Raw genomic sequence first — 20,181 nt, 5'->3', positions numbered from 1 at the left:
ACATGCGGGTGCTCATCGTCGATGACGAACCGCCGGCCCGCGAGCGGCTGCGTTCGATGCTGGCGGAGGATGGCGGATTCGAGGTGGTCGGTGAAGCGGGCCACGGCGAGCAGGCGCTGCAGCTGGTTGAAAGTCTCGTCCCCGACATCGTGCTGCTCGACGTGCGCATGCCGGGCGTGGACGGGCTCGAAGTCGCGCGGCAACTGGCCATACATCCTGAGCCGCCCGCGGTCATCTTCACCACCGCGTTCGACGAATACGCGCTGCAGGCTTTCGAATCGGAGGCGGTAGCCTATCTACTGAAGCCCATTCGCGCCGAGAAACTGCGCGCGGCGCTCGCCAAGGCCGCGCGGCTGACGCGCCCGCAGATACAGCGGGTGTCGCTGGCCGCGCGCGAACCCACCCGGCGCTCGCACGTCGGCGTGCGCGGCCGCGACGGGCTCAAGCTCATCCCGATCGAGGAAGTGTTCTGTTTCCAGGCCGACCAGAAATACACCACCGTGAAACACCTGAAGGGCGAGGATCTCATCGAAGATTCGCTCAAGACACTCGAGGACGAGTTCTCGGCGAATTTCCTGCGGATCCATCGCAACGCGCTGGTGAACACGCGGTTCCTCGAGCGCATCGCACGCGATGCCAGCGGACAGCATTTCGTGCACCTGCGCGGATTTCCCGACGCGCTCGAAGTCAGCCGCCGCATGGCGGGCGATCTCAAGGACCGCTTCCGGATCTAGCGGCGCTAGCGGGGGCGATCGAACGGCCCGGCGATGCGCAGTCCACTGCCGGCAGCCGGTTTGCCGTCCAGCCATTGACGCAACGCGCTGCCGTCCGGAGTCGACTCGACATCGATGATGCCGGCATCCACTCCGACAACGGCGAGCCGCTCGGCGTCGCCGGCGGGATTGCGCAGCTCGACGAACTGCCCCGGCCGCGCGTCGAGCGAGCCCGACACGATGCGCAGCCGCACGCGCAACGCGCCGAGCGGCAATACATCGGTCGCCAGCAGTTCGGCCGTCGCGAAGGCGGATACGCGCAATGGCATGCGGCGCGATTCAATGGACAGATCGCTGCGCGGCCGGGCCTGGCAGAGCAATACATCGCCACGCTCGACTTCCGCCGGCGTGATGCCCGGTGGCCGGCCGGCCGGATATTCGATGACGCCGGACAACAGCCGCGACTTGCAGGACGCGCAGCGACCTTCGCGGCAACTGTGCGGCATGGGAATTCCGGCGGCCAGCGCCGCGGCCAGCACGTTCGCGCCCGGCGGCACGAGGATGTCGTGACCGCCCGGTTCTATGTGCACGCGAAACCCTGCCGGCAATACTTCGCTCAGGTGTTTGCGTCCTTCTTCTTGCCGAACAGCTTCGCGACGTACCCGCCGATCGCGAGCACCGCCACGATGATGACCTTCTTGGCGGCCAGCAACAGCGCCAGCAGCTTGCCGAACAATCCAAGCTTGGCGGCCACGCCCGTGGCGATCAACGCGCCGAGTCCGTATTCCGCCATGCGATCGGTGCTCTTGTTGAACTCCGCGTATCGATGCCCGGTGTTGAATTCCGCCGCCTCGAGCAGCGGCCGCATTTCGCCGCGGATCATGTCGAGCTGATCGATGTTCGCAACCGCCTCCATCGACAACACGCCTTCGCGGCCGAGCACGCGCACGTCGTAGTTGAGCGCGTGCACGGGGCTACCCTCGAAGTCGATCTCCTTCGCCCAGTAGAGTTTCTTCGTGGCCGCGTCGTAGCGCGGCGGTTCGGCCCACTTGACGAGATGCAGGGCGCTGTAGCCCTGCTGCTTGCGCGCCGGGTTGTTGTCCTCGGCGCTTTCCTTCATCTCCTTGAACATGTCGTCGTAGTCGATCTTCGCGGCATCGGAATCGTCTACGTGGCCATCGTCTATGTAGGTGAGGAACACTGCCCAGGCGCCATCCGTCAGCGGATCGACTTGCGCGGGCAGGATCGCGCCCTGCGTTTCCCCGTCGGGCGGATTGCCCCATTCCATGAGCAGCCGGTTGGTCTCGGCGACGTCGAGGTAGTGGTACTTGTCGCCGAGATGCAAGGTCGCTACCTTGTTAGGCAGCACGACGTCGCCGGTCTGGTACTTGAACGGAGCGATGTCGCGGCCGGCGGATTCGGGCGCCGCCGCTTCGGGTTCGGGAGCGGCGGGATCGTCCGCGAAGGTGGGCGCCGCGAATGCGGCGCAGGCTATCCACACAGCCGTTATATTGGTAACACTCATCACGACCCTCCCAGGTTGAGTGCCGGGACGCTAGCACAACACGAGGCGCGCTCATGTTCGAGAACCCCACGAAAACCGAGATCGACGCGTTCCTGCGCCGGATCAAGAGCATCGCCATCCTGGGACTTTCCGAAACTCCCGGGCGCCCGAGCTACAACGTGGCGGCCGCGCTGCAGAACTTTGGCTATCGCATCGTGCCGGTGAACCCGACCGCGCGGGAAATTCTCGGGGAACGTGCCTGGCCGGATCTCGAATCCGCGCTCGCCGGGGCGGGGCCGGTCGACGTGGTGGATGTCTTCCGCCGTCCCGAACACGTGGCCGCCATCGTCGACGACGCGATTCGCCTGAAAGTGCCGGCGTTGTGGCTCCAGCAAGGTGTGATCGACGCGGACGCGGCGGAGCGGGCGCGCGCCGCCGGCATCTTCACCGTCATGGACCGCTGCATGTTCCGCGACCGCTCGTCACTCGGGGACTGATGCGCTTCGACGCACGGCCGAAGTAGTTCGCACCAGACGCCGCGACCGGATCGATGTCGCGCACCCGCAGGCCGAGGTGCTCGATGCCTGCGTTCATGGGCTGAGATCGCAGAGCAGTACGTCGTCGGTCTGCGGATCGCTGCCAACGACGAAGATGTGATTGCCGACTTTGCGGAAGCCGTGTTTGGCGTAGAACGCCTGCGCGCGCGCATTGCGCTCCCACACACCCAGCCACAAGCAGGTGGCGCCGCGCCGGCGCGCACGGGCCTTGGCGGCCTCCATCAGCCGGTGCGCGAGCCCGCGCCCGTGCCAGGGCTGGTCGACATAGAAGCGCCACAGCTCGATGCTGCCCGTGGCCGGCACGCCGTCGGACACATGCCCGGCGCGAAGTTGCGCGTACGCGATCGGGGTGCCGCCGTCGATGCGCATGAGCAAGGTGTCGATCGCCGGATTCCGAATCTCCGCCAGCTGCAGCTGCGGTGTGTAGGACTCCTCGAGATGCCGGCGCATGTCGTGCGGATCATTGTCGGCCGCGAATGCCTCGAAGAAGGTGCGCGCGGCGAGCTCGGCCAGCAGCGGCGCGTCTGCGGCGGTGGCGTCCGCGATCGAAACTTCACTAACTACCTGCGAATCGGCCACATTCATGTCAGGGCTCCAGCACGCGTGCGTACGAGGCCAGCAGTATCTCGCAGGCCCCGGCGCCGGTGTCGCTGCGCGACAGCGAGGTGGACATGCCGCCTTCCCGGCCCTCGATGTCGACCAGCCGTCCGCGCAATGACACGACGTTGCCCGCGCGCAGACTCCCGAGCACGCCTCGTACCGCCTCGTTGCCCGGGATCAGGTGCCAGTTCGCCGAATGCGATTCGATCTCTGCGCGCCCGATCGGCCAGTCCTGCGTGCGCCAGAAATAGAAGCGGTTGCCCTGGCTGACTTCGATGCGCTCGAGCACCGCGCTGTCCGACATGCGGCCCCAGCCCACCGCGAAATCCGTCGGCACCAGCGCCGCCATTGCACCGATCGAGTAATCCTCCCGGCGAAGGACACGCACCGTGGCGTCGAATTCCGCGCGTGGCCGCAGGCGGAATTCCCCGCGCTCGATGACCGGCGCTGCGTCGATGATGCGTTGGACGGGATCCGCGGCCGCGAGCACACCGGGCGGATGATGGATGTCGCGGGTCGAGTACAGCCGCCAGAACGCAAGAAGCGCGAGCGCGGCAACTAACCAGGGCGTTGGACGCATACCTCCAAAGCGTAAGGTATTCTTCCGCGCATGCAGCTCGAGTTCACCAAAATGCACGGCCTTGGCAACGATTTCATCGTCTTCGACGCGCCGCTCGACGGCCAGTTGCCGACGCCGGCGCAATGGCGCGCGCTGTCCGCGCGGCATACGGGTATCGGGTTCGACCAAGCCCTGGTGCTCGAACCGCCGCGCCGCCCCGGCACCCAGGTCTATTACCGCATCTTCAATGCCGACGGCGGCGAGGTGGAACAATGCGGCAACGGCGTGCGCTGCCTCGCGGCGTTCCTGCACGGTCGCAAGGGCGTGCAGCCCGGCGGCGACCAGGGCGAGATCCTGCTCGACAGCCCCGCGGGGCTCATCCGTGCCCGCGTCCACGACGCGAATCTCATCTCGGTCGACATGGGCGTGCCGAACTTCGACCCCAAATCCCTGCCGTTCGAAGCGTCGGCCGAAGCACACGTCTATCCGCTGGCCGTCGCAGGCACGGAAGTCGAGATCGGCGCCGTGTCGATGGGAAATCCGCACGCCGTGCTCACCGTCAATTCCGTGTCGAATGCGCCGGTGGATCGCCTGGGGCCCGCGATCGAGCGTCATCCGCGTTTTCCCAAGCGCGTGAACGTCGGATTCATGGAGATCGTCGATCGCGCACACATCAAACTGCGCGTGTTCGAGCGCGGCGTCGGCGAAACCCAGGCCTGCGGTACCGGCGCCTGCGCGGCTGTCGCGGTAGGCAGACGTCATGGACGCCTCGATGAGACCGTCAGCGTCGAATTGCCGGGCGGAAAACTCGAGATCACCTTCCCCGCGCCCGGCGAACATATTTGGATGAAGGGCCCAACCGCTGTATCTTTCACGGGCCGAGTCGAGTTCTAGAGTTTCGGTAGAGGAGATCCGCACAGCATGAGCACGCTACCCGCACGTGGTTTGGCCGCAGGTCAGACGGATGAGGAACGCATCGAGCGTTACCTGAGCCTCAATCCCGATTTCTTCGAACGCCACCAGCCGCTGCTTGCACGCATGCGCCTGCCGCACATGCGCACCGGCTCCACCGTCTCGCTGGTCGAGCGCCAGGTGGAAGTACTGCGCGAACAGAAAACCGACGCGGATCGCCGCCTCGCCGAATTCATCTCGGTCGCGCGCGCCAACGATCAGCTCTCCGAGCGCATCCATCGCTTCACGCGGCGCCTGCTGCGCGCGCCGTCGCCGGTCGCCGCGCTCACCTCGCTCGAAGCCTCGCTGCGCGAAGACTTCGACGCGTTTCATTCGGTGCTGCTGCTGACCGCGCCCATCGAAGCCCTTCGCAATGGCGCGTACGAACCGTTCCTGCGCGCCGTCGCGCCCGACGACGCGAACCTCCGTTCCTTCGAAGCGTTGCTCGCCACCGGCAAGCCGCGCTGCGGCCAGGTACGCGACACGCAGCGCGATTTCCTGTTCGGTCCCGAAGCCGCGAGCATCGGCTCGGTCGCGCTGGTGCCGCTGGGTGATGGCGGCTCCGTGGGCCTGCTGGCTCTCGGCAGCGCCGAGCGCGAACGCTTCCACCCGGGCATGAGCACGGAGTTCCTGAAACGCATGGGCGAGTTGATCACCGATTCGCTGCTGCGCAACTGATACGTGGCCCTCGATCGTTCGCTGATCGACGGCTACCTCCGGCATCTCGGTTTCGAGCGGCGTCTCTCCCCGCACACGGCCTCTAACTACGCGCGCGACCTGCGCGCGCTGGCGGAATACGCCGAACGCGGCGATCTCGACGACTGGAAACGCATCGACAGCCAGCACGTGCGCATGTTCGCGGCGCGTTCACATGCCGGGGGGTTGAGCCCGCGCAGCGTGCAGCGGCGCCTGTCCGCGACGCGCGGATTCTTCAACTACCTGATCCGCGAAGGCGTGCTGCGGAGCAATCCGGCGGTGGACATTCGCGCGCCCAAGGCCGCGAGACGCCTGCCGGGCACGCTCGATGTCGATCAGATAAACCAGCTGCTCGACATTTCGCCCGAGGACGCGCTGGCGATTCGCGACCGCGCATTCATGGAGCTCTTCTATTCTTCGGGACTGCGGCTCGATGAACTCGTGGGCCTCGATCTCGCCGGACTCCATGTCGCCGATCGGATGGTGCGCGTCCTCGGCAAGGGTTCGAAGACGCGGATCGTGCCGGTGGGGCGCAAGGCGATCGAAGCCTTGCGCGAATGGTTGAAGACGCGCGCGACGATCGCCTCCCCCGAGGAAGCGGCGATGTTCGTCGGCCGCAATGGCACGCGCCTCAAACATCGCGCGATCCAGCTGCGGATCGCCTACTGGGCGAAGCGCAAAGGCCTGCCGGCGCGTGTATATCCACATCTGTTCCGTCACTCCTTCGCCACTCATCTGCTTGAATCGAGTAAGGATTTGCGCGGCGTACAGGAGCTGCTCGGCCACGCCGACATCTCCACGACGCAGATCTACACCCACCTTGATTTCGCCCACCTGGCCCGCACCTACGACGCTTCCCACCCTCGGGCGAAACGCAAGACGTAGGTCTCCATGAGTGAATTCAATCCGCACGGCACCACCATCCTGGCCGCGCGGCGCAACGGCGCTGTCTCCATCGGCGGCGACGGCCAGGTCACCCTCGGCAACACCGTGATGAAAGGCAACGCGCGCAAGGTGCGGCCCCTCGGCAATGGCAAGGTGCTCGGCGGTTTCGCTGGCGGCACGGCCGACGCCTTCACGCTGTTCGAACGCTTCGAAGGCAAGCTCGACAAGTTCGGCAACCTCACGCGCGCGGCCATCGAGCTCGCCAAGGACTGGCGCAGCGACCGCTACCTGCGGCGCCTCGAGGCGTTGTTGCTGGTCGGCGATACGAAGAACTTGTTCGTGATCTCGGGCAATGGCGACGTGATCGAGCCTGACCACGACGTGGTCGCCATTGGCTCCGGCGGGCCGTTCGCCCAGAGTGCGGCGCTCGCGCTGCTGCAGAACACCGAACTAGACGCGCGCAGCATCGTCGAGAAATCGCTGAACATCGCCGCCGACATCTGCATCTACACCAATCGCAATCTCACGATCGAAGAGTTGAAAGGTTAACCAATGACTCCGCGCCAAATCGTTGCCGAGCTGGACAAACACATCGTTGGCCAGGGCGCCGCCAAGCGCTCGGTCGCGATCGCGCTGCGTAATCGCTGGCGCCGCATGCAGATCGAAGACCCGCTGCGTCAGGAGATCACGCCGAAGAACATCCTCATGATCGGTCCCACCGGCTGCGGCAAGACCGAGATCGCGCGCCGCCTGGCGAAACTCGCGAAGGCGCCGTTCGTGAAGGTGGAGGCCACCAAGTTCACCGAGGTTGGCTATGTCGGCCGCGAAGTGGATTCGATCATCAAGGACCTCGCCGAAGTCGCCGTGAAGATGGCGCGCGAGGAAGAGACCGCGAAGGTGCGCGATCGGGCCGGTGATGCGGCGGAAGAGCGCGTGCTGGATGCGTTGTTGCCGCAGCCCAAGATGATGGGGTTCTCCACCGACGGTGAGGCGTCGCCGCGCGATGCCGAGACGCGCCAGAAATTCCGCAAGATGCTGCGCGAGGGTTCGCTGAACGAGCGGGAAATCGAACTGGACCTGCGCGCAATTGCGCCCGGCGTGCAGATCATGGCGCCGCCCGGCATGGAAGAGATGCAGGAGCAGCTGTCGAGCATGTTCGCGAACCTCGGCGGCAACCGCACCAAGCCGCGCAAGCTCAAGGTGAAAGAGGCGTTGAAACTGCTGGTGGAAGAAGAAGCGGGCAAACTCGTCAACGAGGAAGAGCTGCGCGCGCGCGCGATTCACAATGCCGAGCAGAACGGCATCGTGTTCATCGACGAGATCGACAAGATTGCGCGCCGCCAGGAAACGCTCGGCGCCGATGTGTCGCGCGAAGGCGTGCAGCGCGACCTGCTGCCCCTGGTCGAAGGCAGCACCGTGTCGACGAAGTACGGGCAGATCAAGACCGATCACATCCTGTTCATCGCCTCGGGCGCGTTTCACATGTCGAAGCCGTCGGATCTCATTCCCGAGCTGCAGGGGCGTTTCCCGATCCGGGTCGAGCTCGATTCGCTGAAGGTCGATGACTTCGTGCGCATCCTCACCGAGCCCGATGCTTCGCTGACCGCGCAGTACAAGGCGCTGATGGGCACCGAGCAGGTGGACGTGAAATTCGCCCCGGGCGGCGTGCGGCGCATCGCCGAGATCGCCTTCAGCGTGAACGAGAAGACCGAGAACATCGGCGCGCGCCGGCTGCATACCGTGATGGAGCGGCTGCTCGAAACCGTGTCGTTCGACGCCGCCGAGAACGGCGGCACCCATGTCGAGATCGACGCGGGGTACGTCGACGAACATCTCGGCAATCTCGCCAAGGATGAGGACCTCTCCCGCTACATCCTGTGAAGAAAGTGGTGCCGGGGTGCAATTCTCGTAATTGAGTTGCCGGCGCACCTTGCGCCAGCGTTCACGCAATTACGAGAATTGCACCCCGGCACCACTTGGAAACGGCACCATCCAGAATGCGTATTGCTAAACCCTTGTTGTTGGTCATGACGCCGATCGGCGTCGGCTGGGGGCTGCTCGAAGCGTGGCGCTTCCACTGGTGGCTGGCGGTGTTGATGGGTGCGCTGCTCTCGGTGATCAGCCTGTTCATGTGGATGACGGTCAAGCGTATCCGCACGGAGCGCCGCCAGACGTGACCAACGAGTTGTTGAGTTCGCCCGCCGCGGAACGCAACAAGGATCCCATCCTCACCGTGCTCGAATCCGTGCTGCCCGAATCCGGCAGCGTGCTCGAAATCGCCTCCGGCACGGGCCAGCACGTGTGTTTTTTCGCCAGTCACCTGCGCGGACTCACCTTCCAGCCCACCGAGCCCGATGCCGCCGCGCGCGACAGCATGATCGTCCGCATTCGCGCAGCCGGGCTCACGAACGTCGCACCGCCGCTCGCGCTCGACGTACACGATGCACGCTGGCCGGTGGCCACCGAATACGATGCCGTGTTGTGCATCAACATGATCCACATCTCGCCCTGGTCCGCGACGGAGGCGTTGTGCCGCGGGGCGGCGCGACACCTGCGCACCCACGGCAAGCTGTTGCTGTACGGGCCCTATCTGGAAAACGGCACCGCGGTGCAATCCAATCTCGACTTCGATGCGTCACTCAAGCGGCGCAATCCGGAGTGGGGAGTGCGGGACCTCGACGAGGTGATGCGCGTGGCCGCCGCACACGGACTGCAACGCCAGCAGGTCGTGCGCATGCCCGCCAACAACCTGACCGTGGTGTTGACCAAGTCGCTGTAGCCGCCCGGCAAACCGGAATCCGCCCGCCGTCGCGACACCCAGCTACTGCAGCGTCTCTTCCTTCATCGCATCACACCCCCAGCCGTCGTAACTGCCGCCATTCTGCGTGGCGAGCCGCGCCAGTTCGAGCGTGATGCCGTTGATCGTATGCGAGTCGATGGGATCCACGCGCGAGACCACCAGCACGTAGGGGAGCGGATCGTCGGGCTCATCCGACAACGTCTCGTCTTCGACCGTGAACTCGATGGCGGCGAGCGTATCGCGGCAAACGGTACGCGCGGCTTCCGTGGCGAAATACATCCAGTGGTCCACCTTGCGCGGCACCTCGTGCACGTCGCCCTGTTCCGCCAGCGCCTCGAGCAGACGGCGATTCTGCATACGCTCGAGATTGGATTCGGACGGATACAGCAGGTTGATGTATTGATCCCAGTCCGGCTGGAAGCTGCTGCCGGTCTCGTACTTGTAGGTGTCGAAATTCTTCATGGCATTCGCCGTGGCGGTGTCGAGTTCGCCCGGTTCGGAGGCATAAAAATAGAACTCGCGGCGGCCCGCACCGGTGATGCGCCCCACCATCTGCGCGCCACAGGTGACCGAGATCATTGCATCGAGCGATTCGCCGATCTCGTGCATGCGCGGCGCTTCTTCGTTCGAGGAAAGCCCATCCGCTCGCGCCGACTGCATCTCCACCCACACCCACAACAACCACGGACGTTTCTCGATCGGCGCGTCTTGCCGAATGCCGAGGTCCACGAAGATCGATGCCACCGCGTCGTTGACGCGGGCGAAGTAGAAGTCCCACTCGTCGGACAAGGTGTTTTCCTCAACGTTCTGGCTTGAGCCAGCGGTCGAGCCACGCCGCATTCTCGGCGTAGAACAACCGGCTGTCCTCGCCTTTCAGTATCCAGTGGTTCTCGTCCGGGAACACGATCAGCCGGCTCGGCACCTGCATCCTCTGCAACGCGCTCCAGTACTCGAGCGCATTGTTGAGCGGCACGCGGAAGTCGTTCTCCCCGACGGTGATCAGCACAGGCGTGCGGAACTTCGCCGCCAGCCGGATCGGATTCTGTTCGCGCCACACGGGGCCCTGCTCCCAGGGCGGGCCGCCCATGTTGACTTCGCGCGAGTAGATAGTGTCGCTGGTGCCCCATTGCGTCTCGAGATTCACGAGGCCGGCGTGGCTGAACAGGCACTTGTAGCGGGTGGTCGTCCCCTGCAGCCAGTTGGCGAGGTGCCCGCCGTAACTCGCGCCGCCGGCACATTGCCGGCTGCCGTCGATGAAGCCGAACTGCCGGATGGCGGCATCGGCCGCCTCGTTGAGCTCATCGCCGGGACCCTTGAGCGGATCGCCCTGGATCGAGCGCGCAAACGCCTCGCCGAAGCCGGTCGATCCGGAGTAGTTGGTCAGCAGGAAAACGTAACCCGGCGCCGCGAGCAGGTGGTAGTTCCAGCGGACGAAAAACTGGTCGCGCCACATGCCGTGCGGACCGCCATGGATCATCACCACCAGCGGATATTTCTTCGCCGGGTCGAAACCGGGCGGACGCACCAAGAAGCTGTGAATGCGTTTGCCGCGGCTGCTCGTGAACCAGAAGTTCTCGATCGGCGGCAGGTCGAGCTGCGCGGCGCGCGCGGCGTTGAACTTGGTGAGCACCACGGGTTTGCCGAAGGGAGTGACCAGGGCGACTTCGCCCGGTGCGCTCGCGCTCTCCCAGTTCGCATACATCGCGAAGCGGCCGGTGCGTGTTGGAATCGTGAGGTTCGTGTAACTGCCCTTCTCGACGCCGAACAACGTCTGCACATTGCCGCCCTCGATGCGCACTGAATACACCTTCTCGTTGCCGCCATCCTCGGCGGTGAAATAGACCGTGCGCGAATCGGGCGTCACCGCGAAGCTGTTCACCGCGCGATCCAGGCCGTCGTTGATGACGCGGGGTTTACCGCTGTCGGGCCAGGAGAAAGCCGCCAGCCGCGCCTGGTTGTAGACATAGTTGCCGCTCTGCGCTTCGAGCACCGCCAGCAACGTGCGGCCGTCGGGCGTGAAGCGCGGCTGGGACCAGGTGTCGTTGCCCTGCGTGAGCTGCCGCGGCTCGCTACCCGCGACGTCGACCAGGAACAGTTGCGAGTCGGTGAACGAGCGGGCGGCGGCATCGCGATTGGTCGTGGCGGCGAACACGATGGCCTTGTCGTCCGGTGTGAATTCGACGTCGATCTCTTCGCCGGTGTCGGTCTGCCGGCCGGCAAATCCGGGGTTCGCGGCGAGTTTCGTGCCGAATGTCAGGTCGCGCGGCGCGCCGGCCGGCAGGCCGTTCTCGTCGAGCGGCAGCACGAAAATGCGCGCCTGCCGGTCGTCGACCCAGTGGTCCCAATTGCGCACCGGGAAGCCGTCGTAGATGCGGGCCGCGGATTTGCGGTCGCGATGCGCCTGGATCTTCTCCTTGTTAGCCGCATCGTCGCGCGCGTCCGCATACATGATCGAGATGAAGGCGAGCTGCCGCCCGTCATGCGACATGACCGGTACGCGCCCGCCGCCGGACAGAGTGGTCAGCCGTTGCGCCTCGCCGGCCGCGGCGAGGTCGAGCGAATACACCTGCGGCGCGTCGTCGTTGTCGCGTTGCGCGCTGAACAGGATGCGGCGGCTGTCCGCGCTCCAGATCACGCCGGCCTCGGGGCGCCGCGTCGAGGTGAGACGGCGGCTCGAATTGCGCGTGGTGGTGTCGATCAACCACAGGTCGCTGAGCTGCGCACTCTCTTCGTACGCGGGCTCGATGACATTGACCACGATCCAGCGGCCGTTCGGGCTCACCACCGGCGGACCTACGCGTTTCATGAGCCAGATGTCTTCGTGGGCAGGAATACGCTTCGTGTCCGCGCGCGCCGCGGCCGGAAGCGCGCAGCAGATCACCATCAGCAGTGCAACGAGTGCGCGGGCCATGACGGCACTCGCCGCCGGATCGGTGGCTGTTTTCATGGGCGTCAACGTTAGCGCAACTGCGCCGGGGTTTGTTTATCTCTTGCCGGACACTGTCCCTGACGCGAGACTACCCGCGTGACTCCCGAATCCATGAATCCCGCTCCACCCACCCGGGGCTTGCGGCCCGGCGCGTTGCTGGTCAGCGGCGTGATCAATCTCGCTGGCGCATTGCTGGTCGTATTCGCGCTGCCCGGCGCGGCGAGCGATGACCGTATCGCCGCGGCCTGGGCGCTGGTGCAGTTCATCTCCGGCGTGTGGGCGGGAGTGCTCGGCGCGAACAGCCCGTTCCTGCACGGTCTGGTTGCCGGCGTGCCGGCCTTGTTGTTAGGGCTGGCGCTGGGAAGCCGGCTGCCGGCGCAATATGTCGCCGTGTCGTGGTTTCTCGCGCCGTGCGCGGCGCTGCTGGCCGCGGCGCTGATGCGCTACATGCGCCGCCGGCAATAAAGGGGACATGCCTATTTTTCGGGCCGGCCCGAAAAATAGGCATGTCCCCTTTATTGCCGGCGGCGGTCCTGCGTGGCGTCGCCGAAGGTCTCTTCGTAGTCCGCGCTCGAGGCTTCGATCACTTCCTTCGCGTGTTCGTACCCGTACTTGCCCGAGATCTTCATCTTGTTAGGCTCGCCAGGCACCATCTTGTAGGTGCCGAAGTAATGCTCGAGCCGTTCGACCAGCACGGGCGCGAGCTGCGAGATGTCCTTCACGTGGTCCCAGACGTAGTCGCCTTCGAGCACGCCGATGATCTTGTCGTCGGCCTCGCCGCGATCGAGCAGCTTGATACCGCCGATCACGCGCGCGCGCAGGATGACCTCCGAGCGCTCGATGGGCCGTTCGCTGATCACGCAGATATCGAGCGGATCGCCGTCGCCACGCTCCGAACCCGGTGCCAGTTTGGCGACACGTTCGCCGCAATACGTCTTGGGAATGAACCCGTACAACGCGGGCGGATGGCTCGATGACCGCTGCGGCCGATCCACGCGCAGGTAACCCGAGACCTTGTCGATCTCGTACTTGATCATGTCGAACGGCGTGATCTCGATGTAGGCATTGACGATGCGCGGCGCATCTTCGCCCAGATCCAGGCCATGCCACGGATGCGGGCGCCAACGCGAAAAATTGTGTTCGGTCATGGGCGTGGACTGTACGGGACCGGCGCGCGTCTCGCCATGGCGAGACGCTCCCGGTGCGCTTATCCTTCCCGCCCATGTCAGCAACGAGTTCGCGGGGGGCGGCCATCGTCGGCTGGGGCAAGTGTCTGCCTCCGGCGGTGCTGAGCAATCCCGACATCGCGACCTTCCTGGACACCAGCGATGAGTGGATCACTTCCCGCACCGGCATCCGGGAACGGCGGGTGTCGCACGTGCAGCTCGGGGAGCTTGGGTTTGTCGCCGCCGCGCGCGCGCTCGCCGCCGCCGGCATCGACGGCCGGCAGATAGAGCTCATCGTCTTCGGCACCACCAGCTACGACGACCAGGTGCCGAACGTCGCCTCGGGCATTCAGCGCCGCATCGGCGCCGAAGGCTGCGCGGCCATGGACGTCAACACCGCCTGCACCAGCTTCCTCTATTCCCTATCTACCGCCACGGCGCTGATCAAGACCGGCGTGGTCGCAAACGCGCTGGTGATCGGCGCCGAAGTCATCTCGCCGTTCATCGACTGGAGCGATCGCAACACCGCGGTGCTGTTCGGCGACGGCGCCGCAGCGGTGGTGCTCAGCGCCACCGGAGGCGAGGAAGGACTGCTGGCCGAGAAACTCGGCTGTTATGGCGAGTCGCGCGAGATCCTGCGTGTGCATGGCATGGGCGCGGCCTACGCGCATCAGAACCGCATCATCGGCAAGACCGAGTGGCAGTTCGAAGGCCAAGAGATCTTCAAGAAGGCCGTGCAGGGCATGGCGAGCGCCTGCCAGGAAGCGCTCGGCAAGATCGCCAAGACGGCCGCCGACGTCGATCTGGTGATCCCCCACCAGGCCAATCTACGCATCATCGAGGCCGTCGCGAAGAAAACCGGCGTGCCGATGGAGAAGGTTTTCACCAACGTGCATCGCTACGGCAACATGTCCGCGGCCACCGTACCGGTCGCGCTGTGCGAGGCGCTCGAAGAAGGCCGGGTCAAACCGGGCGCGTTGCTGCTGATGCCGTCGTTCGGCGGCGGCCTGACTTTCACCGGGCACGTCGTGCGTTGGGGTCAACGTGTCGCGCCGCTCGGTGTCAGCGACATCGAATTGCCGCCTAACAACAAGACCGCACTCGAGATCGTCAACCGCTATCGCGGTATCAAGTCGCTGCAGGTAACTCCCGCCCCGAAATGACGAAGCCCGCGTATTTGACTACGCGGGCTCCGTCGGACCTGTGCTTCAACGTCTGGCTATTGGCTTTCTTTACGGGCTTACCTTACTCAGCCTTTTTTCTTCGCCTTCGCAGCTCGTGCTTTTTTCTTGGCTGGACTCTTCGGGCGGGACTTTCCGAAAGACCCCGCATACAACTTGCCGCGCTTCGTGCGGCGATCACCCTTACCCATTCGCCTCTTCCTTGTTCTGTGAAATCCACAGCAAGGCGGCTTCGATATCCGACAGCTGCGCGGCGGTCATGCCCGGAATGCGGCCACCGCCGGCTTCCTGCTTGACGCGCGCGAGTTCCGTGGACGAAACCGTGCTTACCCAAGTGAGCCCGCGGCGCACTTTGGAGGTGAATTTCTGGGACTTCTCTTCTTCAGTCATGTCGACTCCTGGGCCTACCGAATCCGCATTGCGGGCCGAAACATAGCGCGGCTAACGATATCTGGCCAGAACTTTCGCCAAGGCCGCCGACCCCGGCGACAGCCGGTTGTGGGGGATCTGGTTGAGCGGAATAGCCGGTGTCTCATTGACATCGTGGAACTCCTTGCCGGTCGTATCCACGTATAAAAGCCCGGTCAGGAATTCACCTTTTTTCAACTTCTCGCCGATGGCGGCGGTCGCCCTGGCGCGATCGGTGGGGTCGTAGTTGGAATCGATCTTGCGCAGCAGGATCCGGCTGCCATCGTGCAGCACCACGGGCAAGGCGTCGCCCTCGGCGTATTGCGCCGAGATTTCCCGCTGGAACGGCACGAAGTCGGCGTGCACCGCGGCGTCGTAATGCTCGCGCGTGTACTGATAACTCTTGGTGGATCCTTCGTGATCGTTGAAGGTCACGCAGGGCGACAACACGTCGATCAACGCGAAACCCTTGTGGCGCAACGCGGCCTGGATGAGCGGCACCAGCTGTTGTTTGTCGCCGGAGAAACTGCGCGCGACGAAGGTGGCACCCAGGGTGAGCGCCAACAACACCGGGTCGATCGGCGGCTGCTGATTGACCTCGCCCTTCTTGGCCTTGGTGCCCACGTCCGCCGAGGCGGAAAACTGGCCCTTGGTGAGGCCGTACACACCGTTGTTCTCGATGATGTAGGCCATGTTCAGATTGCGGCGGATCGCGTGGCAGAACTGCCCGAGGCCGATCGACAAGGTATCGCCGTCGCCCGAGACGCCGATGTACATGAGATTGCGATTGGCGGCATTTGCGCCCATCGCAATGGATGGCATGCGGCCGTGAACGGAGTTGAAGCCGTGTCCGCCCGACACGAAATACGCCGTGGTCTTCGATGAGCAGCCGATTCCGGACAGCTTCACCATGTTCTGCGGCTCGACGTCGAGACCCCAGGAGGCCTCGATAATGGCCGCGGTGATGCTGTCGTGGCCGCAGCCCGCGCACAGGGTAGACAGGCCGCCTTCGTAGTCGCGGCGCGTGAGGCCGAGCGCGTTCTTGGGCAGCGACGGATGGCGGACTTTCGGTTTGGGAAGGAAGGTCATGCGACACCTTTGACTTCAGTCTTGCGCGCCTTGGGTTCGATCTCGGCCAGCACACCCTTGACGATGAACTCGGACGAAATCGGCAGGCCGCTGTAGTGCAGCAATGAACGCAGCTTCGCCTTTTCGACGCGCGTTTCGAGCGTCAGCAACGAACGCATCTGCCCGTCGCGGTTCTGCTCGATGACGAACACCAGCTTCTGCTGCTCGAGGAATTTTTCGACCTCTTCGCCGAACGGAAAGGCGCGCAGCCGCATGTAGTTGGTCTTGACCCCGTGCGCCGCAAGAATGTCGAGCGCCTCGCGCACCGCACCATCCGAGCTGCCGTACGCCACCAGGCCGATGTCGATGTGCGCGTCCTGTTCGATGACCGGCTTCGGCACGAAACGTTTCGCGGTGTGGAACTTGCGCGTCAGGCGGTCGAGCACGATCTGGTACTCGGCGGAATCCTCGGTGTACGCGCCGTACTGCGTGTGGCCCGAGCCGCGCGTGAAATACGCGCCCTTCGGATGCACACCGGGCAACGTGCGGTACGGAATCCCGTCGCCATCCACGTCCAGATAGCGATGGAATTTCTCCAGCTTCTCGATGGCTTCCTTGTCGAGGATCTTGCCGCGGTCGGGGACGTAGCTGTCGTCCCACTTGAGATCGGGGCACATCCAGTCGTTCATGCCGATGTCGAGATCGGACATGACCATGATCGGCGTCTGCAGCCGTTCGGCGAGATCGAATGCGTCGCGCGCGAAGTAGAAGCACTCTTCCGGATCGCGCGGGAACAGGCAGACGTGTTTGGTGTCGCCGTGTGAGGCGTAGGCGCCCTCGAGGATGTCGCACTGCTGCGTACGAGTCGGCATGCCGGTGGACGGGCCCACGCGCTGGATGTCGAACAGCACCGCGGGGACTTCCGCGTAATACGCGAGCCCGAGGAATTCATTCATCAGCGAGACGCCGGGACCCGAGGTCGCGGTGAACGCGCGCGCGCCGTTCCACGACGCACCCAGCACCATGCCGATGGCCGCGAGCTCGTCTTCCGCCTGGATGAAGGCGAAGTTCTTCTTGCCGGTTTCCGGATCCACTCGCAGCTTGTCCGAGAAGCTCTTGAACGCATCCATCAGCGAGGTGGACGGCGTGATCGGGTACCAGGCGCCGACGGTGGCGCCCGCGAATACGCAGCCGAGACCGGCGGCGGTGTTGCCGTCGATCAGGACGTGGCCCTTCGTCTTGCCGCCGCCGGGCAGCGGCGCCACGTGCACGGGCAGCGGGCACTTGAAGTTCTCGCGCGTGTAGTTGTAGCCGAGCTCGATGGCCTTCATGTTCGAATCGACCAGCGCCGGTTTCTTCGCGTAGGTCTCGGCCAGCAACTCGCGGATCTTGCCGATGTCGAGATCGAGCAGCGCCGCCAGCACACCCGCATAGCAGATGTTCTTCATGAGGATGCGCGTGCGCACGCCGTTGAAGTTCTCGTTGCATAACTTCGCCAGCGGCACGCCTAACACGGTGATGTCGTCGCGCGCCAGCAGCGCGGGACGCGGCCAGGTCGAGTCATAGATCAGGTAACCGCCGGAGGTGACTTCGCGCACGTCACGCGCATAAGTTTCGGCGTTCATCGCGACCATGACGTCGATCTTTCCCGAACGCGCCACGTACGAATCCTTGGTCACGCGGATTTCGTACCAGGTGGGCAGACCCTGGATGTTCGAGGGGAAGTAGTTCTTGCCCATCACCGGGATGCCGGCGCGGAAGATGGATTTCATCAGCAGCGAGTTGGCGCTGGCCGAACCGGTACCGTTGACCGTCGCGATCTTGATCGCGAAGTTGTTCACGAGGTCTGTCATGTCAGGCTGTCTTCGGAAGCTTGGCGGCGTTGGCAATGGCCTCGTCCGTGGCGTGTGGCCACTGGATCACGGACTTCTGCATGTCCCAGGCCGCGGTCGGGCAGCGTTCCGCGCACAGGCCGCAGTGCACACACAGGTCCTCGTCTTTGACCATGACACGCGCCGTGTGTTTGAGCGGCGGCGAGACGTACAACGCCTGGGTGACATTCTTCGCCGGCGCCTTCAAGCGCGTGCGCAGCTCGGCCTCCTCGCCGTTCGCGGTGATGGTGAGGCAATCCACCGGGCAGATGTCGATGCAGGCGTCGCACTCGATGCACAGCTTGGTTTCGAACACCGTTTGCACGTCGCAGTTGAGGCAGCGCTGCACTTCCTTTTCGATCTGCTCGACCGTGAAGCCCAGCTCGACTTCGATGTTGAGCTTCTTGAACCTTTCCTTGAGCGACACATGCGGCATGAGGCGCCGCTCGGCCGGGTTGTAGTCGTTGGAATAGGCCCACTCGTGCATGCCCATCTTCACCGACTGCAGGTTCACGCCCGGAGCGAGACGTTCCGTGACCTGCTTGCCCTGGCAGTGGTTGTGGATGGAGATGGCGGCCTGGTGCCCGTGCTCCACCGCCCAGATGATGTTCTTCGGGCCGAACGCCGCGTCGCCGCCGAAGAACACGCCGTCGCGCGTCGATTGGAACGTCTTGAGGTCGACCTTCGGCACATCCCACTTGTCGAACTCGATGCCGAGATCGCGTTCGATCCACGGGAAGGCGTTTTCCTGGCCGATCGCGAGTATCACGTCGTCCGCTTCGATGAACTCCTGGCTAACTACCTGCTCGGCGGTGATCGCGCCTTTCGCGTCGAGCTCGTATTCGATCACGTCGAAGTTCATGCCCTTCAACTTGCCGTTCTCGACGACGAACGCCTTGGGCGAACGGTTGATCACGATCTCGACGTGTTCTTCCTCGGCGTCTTCCAGCTCCCAGGCCGAGGCCTTGAAGAACTGGCGCGGCTTGCGCGCCATGACTTTCACGTCCTTCGCGCCCAGCCGCAACGACGTGCGGCAGCAATCCATCGCCGTGTTGCCCACGCCGATGATGAGCACTTTCTCACCGATCGACTTGATGTGATCGAACGCCACCGACTCGAGCCAGGTGATGCCGATGTGGATGTTGGCCCCGCCCTCGGCGCGGCCGGGCAGCTTCAGCTCCTTCCCCTTCGGCGCACCGGCACCGACGAACACCGCATCGAACCCGCCCTTGCCGAGCAGCTCCTTCATCGACTTGATCGGGTGATTGAGCTTGAGATCGACGCCCATGCCGGTGATCTGCGCGATCTCGTCGTCGAGCACCTCGGCGGGCAGGCGGAACGAAGGAATGTTGGTGCGCATCAGGCCGCCGGGCACACCCCATTGCTCGAAGATCGTGACCGAATAACCGAGCGGCATCAGGTCGTTGGCCACCGTGAGCGAGGCGCAACCCGCGCCGATCAGCGCGACTTTCTTGCCGTTCTTGAGCTTCGGGATCCTGGGCAGACGCGCGGTGATGTCTTCATCGCGATGGTCGGCGGCGACCCGTTTCAGGCGGCAGATGGCCACCGGCTTTTCTTCGACGCGGCCGCGGCGGCACGCCGGCTCACAAGGCCGGTCGCAGACACGACCCAGGATTCCGGGGAAGACGTTCGAATGCCGGTTCACCATGTACGCGTCGGTGAAGCGGCCTTGCGCAATAAGTCGAATGTATTCGGGGACGTCGGTGTGTGCTGGGCAAGCCCATTGGCAATCCACGACCTTGTGAAAATAGTCGGGTTGCGAAGTGTCCGTCGGTTGCATATCCCCCCGGGTTGAGCGCCAGTTTTCCCCCTCCGGCGCGGTTGCGAGTATAGGCTTGCCGCCCTCTCATGACGATTCAAAACCAGAACCTGGCCATCGAAATAAAGCTGCGGACCCGCTCGCGCGTGCTGGAAGTCGCGTTCGATGATGGTGCGCGGCACCTGCTGCCGTTCGAATACCTGCGCGTGTATTCGCCGTCTGCTGAAGTAAAGGGACACGGCCCGGGGCAAGAGGTTCTGGTGCTGGGCAAACAGAATGTCGGGATCAAGGCCGTCGAACCGGTCGGCCAGTACGCCGTGAAGCTGGTCTTCGATGATGGCCACGACAGCGGGCTGTACTCGTGGAAGTACTTGCGTGAGCTCGGCGACCACCAGCAGGAGAACTGGGCGAAGTACCAGGCCCGGGTGCACGCTGCCCAACAGTGATTTATGTAGCGGTCGAAGTGTGTTCAGCGGCTGCGCCGCGAATTCAACGCCGGCCTGCCGGCTCCAT

Annotated in this window: 24 protein-coding genes; 12 read left to right on the top strand and 12 right to left on the bottom strand. The window is 64.4% G+C overall.

Annotation, left to right across the window (positions count from 1 at the left end; translation table 11 throughout):
• Window positions 1-2: 2 nt before the first annotated feature.
• Complete coding sequence (locus WDO72_11510) at window positions 3-734, top strand: LytTR family DNA-binding domain-containing protein (protein MEJ0086305.1); 732 nt, start codon at window positions 3-5, stop codon at window positions 732-734.
• 5 nt (window positions 735-739) lie between these two features.
• Here the strand turns inward: WDO72_11510 and WDO72_11505 are convergent, their stop codons facing one another.
• Complete coding sequence (locus WDO72_11505; GenBank protein ID MEJ0086304.1) at window positions 740-1,303, bottom strand: 2Fe-2S iron-sulfur cluster-binding protein; 564 nt, start codon at window positions 1,301-1,303, stop codon at window positions 740-742.
• A 26-nt stretch (window positions 1,304-1,329) separates the two neighbouring features.
• A complete protein-coding gene (locus WDO72_11500) occupies window positions 1,330-2,238 on the bottom strand; it encodes a DUF2167 domain-containing protein (GenBank protein ID MEJ0086303.1) in 909 nt (302 codons plus the stop codon).
• 53 nt (window positions 2,239-2,291) lie between these two features.
• On the opposite strand from WDO72_11500, the gene WDO72_11495 reads away from it, so the two are divergent.
• Window positions 2,292-2,714 (top strand): CoA-binding protein, encoded by a 423-nt coding sequence (locus tag WDO72_11495; protein ID MEJ0086302.1) that lies wholly within the window; start codon window positions 2,292-2,294, stop codon window positions 2,712-2,714.
• A gap of 93 nt (window positions 2,715-2,807) precedes the next feature.
• Here the strand turns inward: WDO72_11495 and WDO72_11490 are convergent, their stop codons facing one another.
• Window positions 2,808-3,359: a GNAT family N-acetyltransferase gene (locus WDO72_11490; GenBank protein MEJ0086301.1), complete on the bottom strand. Its 552-nt coding sequence runs from the start codon at window positions 3,357-3,359 to the stop codon at window positions 2,808-2,810.
• A 1-nt stretch (window position 3,360) separates the two neighbouring features.
• Window positions 3,361-3,954, bottom strand: coding sequence for a hypothetical protein (locus tag WDO72_11485; protein MEJ0086300.1), 594 nt, complete (start codon window positions 3,952-3,954; stop codon window positions 3,361-3,363).
• Between the two features lie 30 nt (window positions 3,955-3,984).
• Here WDO72_11485 and dapF point away from each other — a divergent pair, with 30 nt between their 5' ends.
• From dapF to WDO72_11450, 7 genes are all read left to right on the top strand, one after another.
• Window positions 3,985-4,827 (top strand): diaminopimelate epimerase, encoded by an 843-nt coding sequence (dapF, locus tag WDO72_11480; GenBank protein ID MEJ0086299.1) that lies wholly within the window; start codon window positions 3,985-3,987, stop codon window positions 4,825-4,827.
• Window positions 4,828-4,854: 27 nt separating this feature from the next.
• A complete protein-coding gene (locus WDO72_11475; GenBank protein MEJ0086298.1) occupies window positions 4,855-5,562 on the top strand; it encodes a DUF484 family protein in 708 nt (235 codons plus the stop codon).
• Window positions 5,563-5,565: 3 nt separating this feature from the next.
• On the top strand, window positions 5,566-6,465 hold the full coding sequence (gene xerC / locus WDO72_11470) for a tyrosine recombinase XerC (protein ID MEJ0086297.1): 900 nt from the start codon (window positions 5,566-5,568) through the stop codon (window positions 6,463-6,465).
• Between the two features lie 6 nt (window positions 6,466-6,471).
• On the top strand, window positions 6,472-7,014 hold the full coding sequence (hslV, locus tag WDO72_11465; protein MEJ0086296.1) for an ATP-dependent protease subunit HslV: 543 nt from the start codon (window positions 6,472-6,474) through the stop codon (window positions 7,012-7,014).
• Window positions 7,015-7,017: 3 nt separating this feature from the next.
• A complete protein-coding gene (hslU, locus tag WDO72_11460) occupies window positions 7,018-8,346 on the top strand; it encodes an ATP-dependent protease ATPase subunit HslU (protein ID MEJ0086295.1) in 1,329 nt (442 codons plus the stop codon).
• A gap of 116 nt (window positions 8,347-8,462) precedes the next feature.
• On the top strand, window positions 8,463-8,642 hold the full coding sequence (locus WDO72_11455; protein MEJ0086294.1) for a hypothetical protein: 180 nt from the start codon (window positions 8,463-8,465) through the stop codon (window positions 8,640-8,642).
• Window positions 8,639-9,244, top strand: a complete 606-nt coding sequence (locus WDO72_11450; GenBank protein MEJ0086293.1) for a DUF938 domain-containing protein — start codon at window positions 8,639-8,641, stop codon at window positions 9,242-9,244. Before WDO72_11455 ends, WDO72_11450 begins: the two co-directional genes overlap by 4 nt.
• 42 nt (window positions 9,245-9,286) lie before the next feature.
• Here WDO72_11450 and WDO72_11445 read toward each other — a convergent pair whose 3' ends face one another.
• Window positions 9,287-10,054 carry a DUF695 domain-containing protein gene (locus WDO72_11445; protein MEJ0086292.1) on the bottom strand — a complete coding sequence of 256 codons (768 nt, stop codon included), beginning with the start codon at window positions 10,052-10,054 and terminating at the stop codon, window positions 9,287-9,289.
• A 10-nt stretch (window positions 10,055-10,064) separates the two neighbouring features.
• Entirely contained in the window at window positions 10,065-12,212 is a 2,148-nt protein-coding gene (locus WDO72_11440) for a S9 family peptidase (protein ID MEJ0086291.1), read from the bottom strand.
• A 78-nt stretch (window positions 12,213-12,290) separates the two neighbouring features.
• On the opposite strand from WDO72_11440, the gene WDO72_11435 reads away from it, so the two are divergent.
• Window positions 12,291-12,659: a hypothetical protein gene (locus WDO72_11435; GenBank protein MEJ0086290.1), complete on the top strand. Its 369-nt coding sequence runs from the start codon at window positions 12,291-12,293 to the stop codon at window positions 12,657-12,659.
• 50 nt (window positions 12,660-12,709) lie between these two features.
• Here the strand turns inward: WDO72_11435 and WDO72_11430 are convergent, their stop codons facing one another.
• A complete protein-coding gene (locus WDO72_11430; GenBank protein MEJ0086289.1) occupies window positions 12,710-13,342 on the bottom strand; it encodes an inorganic pyrophosphatase in 633 nt (210 codons plus the stop codon).
• 74 nt (window positions 13,343-13,416) lie between these two features.
• On the opposite strand from WDO72_11430, the gene WDO72_11425 reads away from it, so the two are divergent.
• Window positions 13,417-14,523 (top strand): ketoacyl-ACP synthase III, encoded by a 1,107-nt coding sequence (locus tag WDO72_11425; protein MEJ0086288.1) that lies wholly within the window; start codon window positions 13,417-13,419, stop codon window positions 14,521-14,523.
• An 86-nt stretch (window positions 14,524-14,609) separates the two neighbouring features.
• Here WDO72_11425 and WDO72_11420 read toward each other — a convergent pair whose 3' ends face one another.
• From WDO72_11420 to WDO72_11400, 5 genes are read right to left on the bottom strand one after another with little or no spacing between them, the layout of a single operon-like run.
• Complete coding sequence (locus tag WDO72_11420; protein ID MEJ0086287.1) at window positions 14,610-14,732, bottom strand: 30S ribosomal protein THX; 123 nt, start codon at window positions 14,730-14,732, stop codon at window positions 14,610-14,612.
• Window positions 14,725-14,931 (bottom strand): hypothetical protein, encoded by a 207-nt coding sequence (locus tag WDO72_11415; GenBank protein ID MEJ0086286.1) that lies wholly within the window; start codon window positions 14,929-14,931, stop codon window positions 14,725-14,727. The genes WDO72_11420 and WDO72_11415 overlap by 8 nt, the downstream gene beginning before the upstream one ends.
• 51 nt (window positions 14,932-14,982) lie before the next feature.
• Complete coding sequence (locus WDO72_11410; protein ID MEJ0086285.1) at window positions 14,983-16,038, bottom strand: 2-oxoacid:ferredoxin oxidoreductase subunit beta; 1,056 nt, start codon at window positions 16,036-16,038, stop codon at window positions 14,983-14,985.
• Window positions 16,035-17,870, bottom strand: coding sequence for a 2-oxoacid:acceptor oxidoreductase subunit alpha (locus WDO72_11405; GenBank protein ID MEJ0086284.1), 1,836 nt, complete (start codon window positions 17,868-17,870; stop codon window positions 16,035-16,037). The genes WDO72_11410 and WDO72_11405 overlap by 4 nt, the downstream gene beginning before the upstream one ends.
• A gap of 1 nt (window position 17,871) precedes the next feature.
• Window positions 17,872-19,689: an FAD-dependent oxidoreductase gene (locus WDO72_11400; GenBank protein MEJ0086283.1), complete on the bottom strand. Its 1,818-nt coding sequence runs from the start codon at window positions 19,687-19,689 to the stop codon at window positions 17,872-17,874.
• 68 nt (window positions 19,690-19,757) lie between these two features.
• Here WDO72_11400 and WDO72_11395 point away from each other — a divergent pair, with 68 nt between their 5' ends.
• Complete coding sequence (locus tag WDO72_11395) at window positions 19,758-20,114, top strand: DUF971 domain-containing protein (GenBank protein MEJ0086282.1); 357 nt, start codon at window positions 19,758-19,760, stop codon at window positions 20,112-20,114.
• Window positions 20,115-20,181 lie beyond the last annotated feature (67 nt).

It is taken from the genome of Pseudomonadota bacterium, assembly GCA_037200975.1.
In the GTDB taxonomy this organism is placed as follows: Bacteria; Pseudomonadota; Gammaproteobacteria; order Steroidobacterales; family Steroidobacteraceae; genus CADEED01.
This window is presented reverse-complemented; position numbering and strand designations above follow the sequence as displayed.

Coding starts and splice junctions, on each gene's coding strand:
- WDO72_11510 (MEJ0086305.1), top strand. CDS start 3: ATGCGGGTGCTCATCGTCGATGACGAACCGCCGGCCCGCGAGCGGCTG.
- WDO72_11500 (MEJ0086303.1), bottom strand. CDS start 2,238: ATGAGTGTTACCAATATAACGGCTGTGTGGATAGCCTGCGCCGCATTC.
- WDO72_11495 (MEJ0086302.1), top strand. CDS start 2,292: ATGTTCGAGAACCCCACGAAAACCGAGATCGACGCGTTCCTGCGCCGG.
- WDO72_11490 (MEJ0086301.1), bottom strand. CDS start 3,359: ATGAATGTGGCCGATTCGCAGGTAGTTAGTGAAGTTTCGATCGCGGAC.
- WDO72_11485 (MEJ0086300.1), bottom strand. CDS start 3,954: ATGCGTCCAACGCCCTGGTTAGTTGCCGCGCTCGCGCTTCTTGCGTTC.
- dapF (MEJ0086299.1), top strand. CDS start 3,985: ATGCAGCTCGAGTTCACCAAAATGCACGGCCTTGGCAACGATTTCATC.
- WDO72_11475 (MEJ0086298.1), top strand. CDS start 4,855: ATGAGCACGCTACCCGCACGTGGTTTGGCCGCAGGTCAGACGGATGAG.
- hslV (MEJ0086296.1), top strand. CDS start 6,472: ATGAGTGAATTCAATCCGCACGGCACCACCATCCTGGCCGCGCGGCGC.
- hslU (MEJ0086295.1), top strand. CDS start 7,018: ATGACTCCGCGCCAAATCGTTGCCGAGCTGGACAAACACATCGTTGGC.
- WDO72_11455 (MEJ0086294.1), top strand. CDS start 8,463: ATGCGTATTGCTAAACCCTTGTTGTTGGTCATGACGCCGATCGGCGTC.
- WDO72_11440 (MEJ0086291.1), bottom strand. CDS start 12,212: ATGAAAACAGCCACCGATCCGGCGGCGAGTGCCGTCATGGCCCGCGCA.
- WDO72_11430 (MEJ0086289.1), bottom strand. CDS start 13,342: ATGACCGAACACAATTTTTCGCGTTGGCGCCCGCATCCGTGGCATGGC.
- WDO72_11425 (MEJ0086288.1), top strand. CDS start 13,417: ATGTCAGCAACGAGTTCGCGGGGGGCGGCCATCGTCGGCTGGGGCAAG.
- WDO72_11420 (MEJ0086287.1), bottom strand. CDS start 14,732: ATGGGTAAGGGTGATCGCCGCACGAAGCGCGGCAAGTTGTATGCGGGG.
- WDO72_11415 (MEJ0086286.1), bottom strand. CDS start 14,931: ATGACTGAAGAAGAGAAGTCCCAGAAATTCACCTCCAAAGTGCGCCGC.
- WDO72_11410 (MEJ0086285.1), bottom strand. CDS start 16,038: ATGACCTTCCTTCCCAAACCGAAAGTCCGCCATCCGTCGCTGCCCAAG.
- WDO72_11405 (MEJ0086284.1), bottom strand. CDS start 17,870: ATGACAGACCTCGTGAACAACTTCGCGATCAAGATCGCGACGGTCAAC.
- WDO72_11400 (MEJ0086283.1), bottom strand. CDS start 19,689: ATGCAACCGACGGACACTTCGCAACCCGACTATTTTCACAAGGTCGTG.
- WDO72_11395 (MEJ0086282.1), top strand. CDS start 19,758: ATGACGATTCAAAACCAGAACCTGGCCATCGAAATAAAGCTGCGGACC.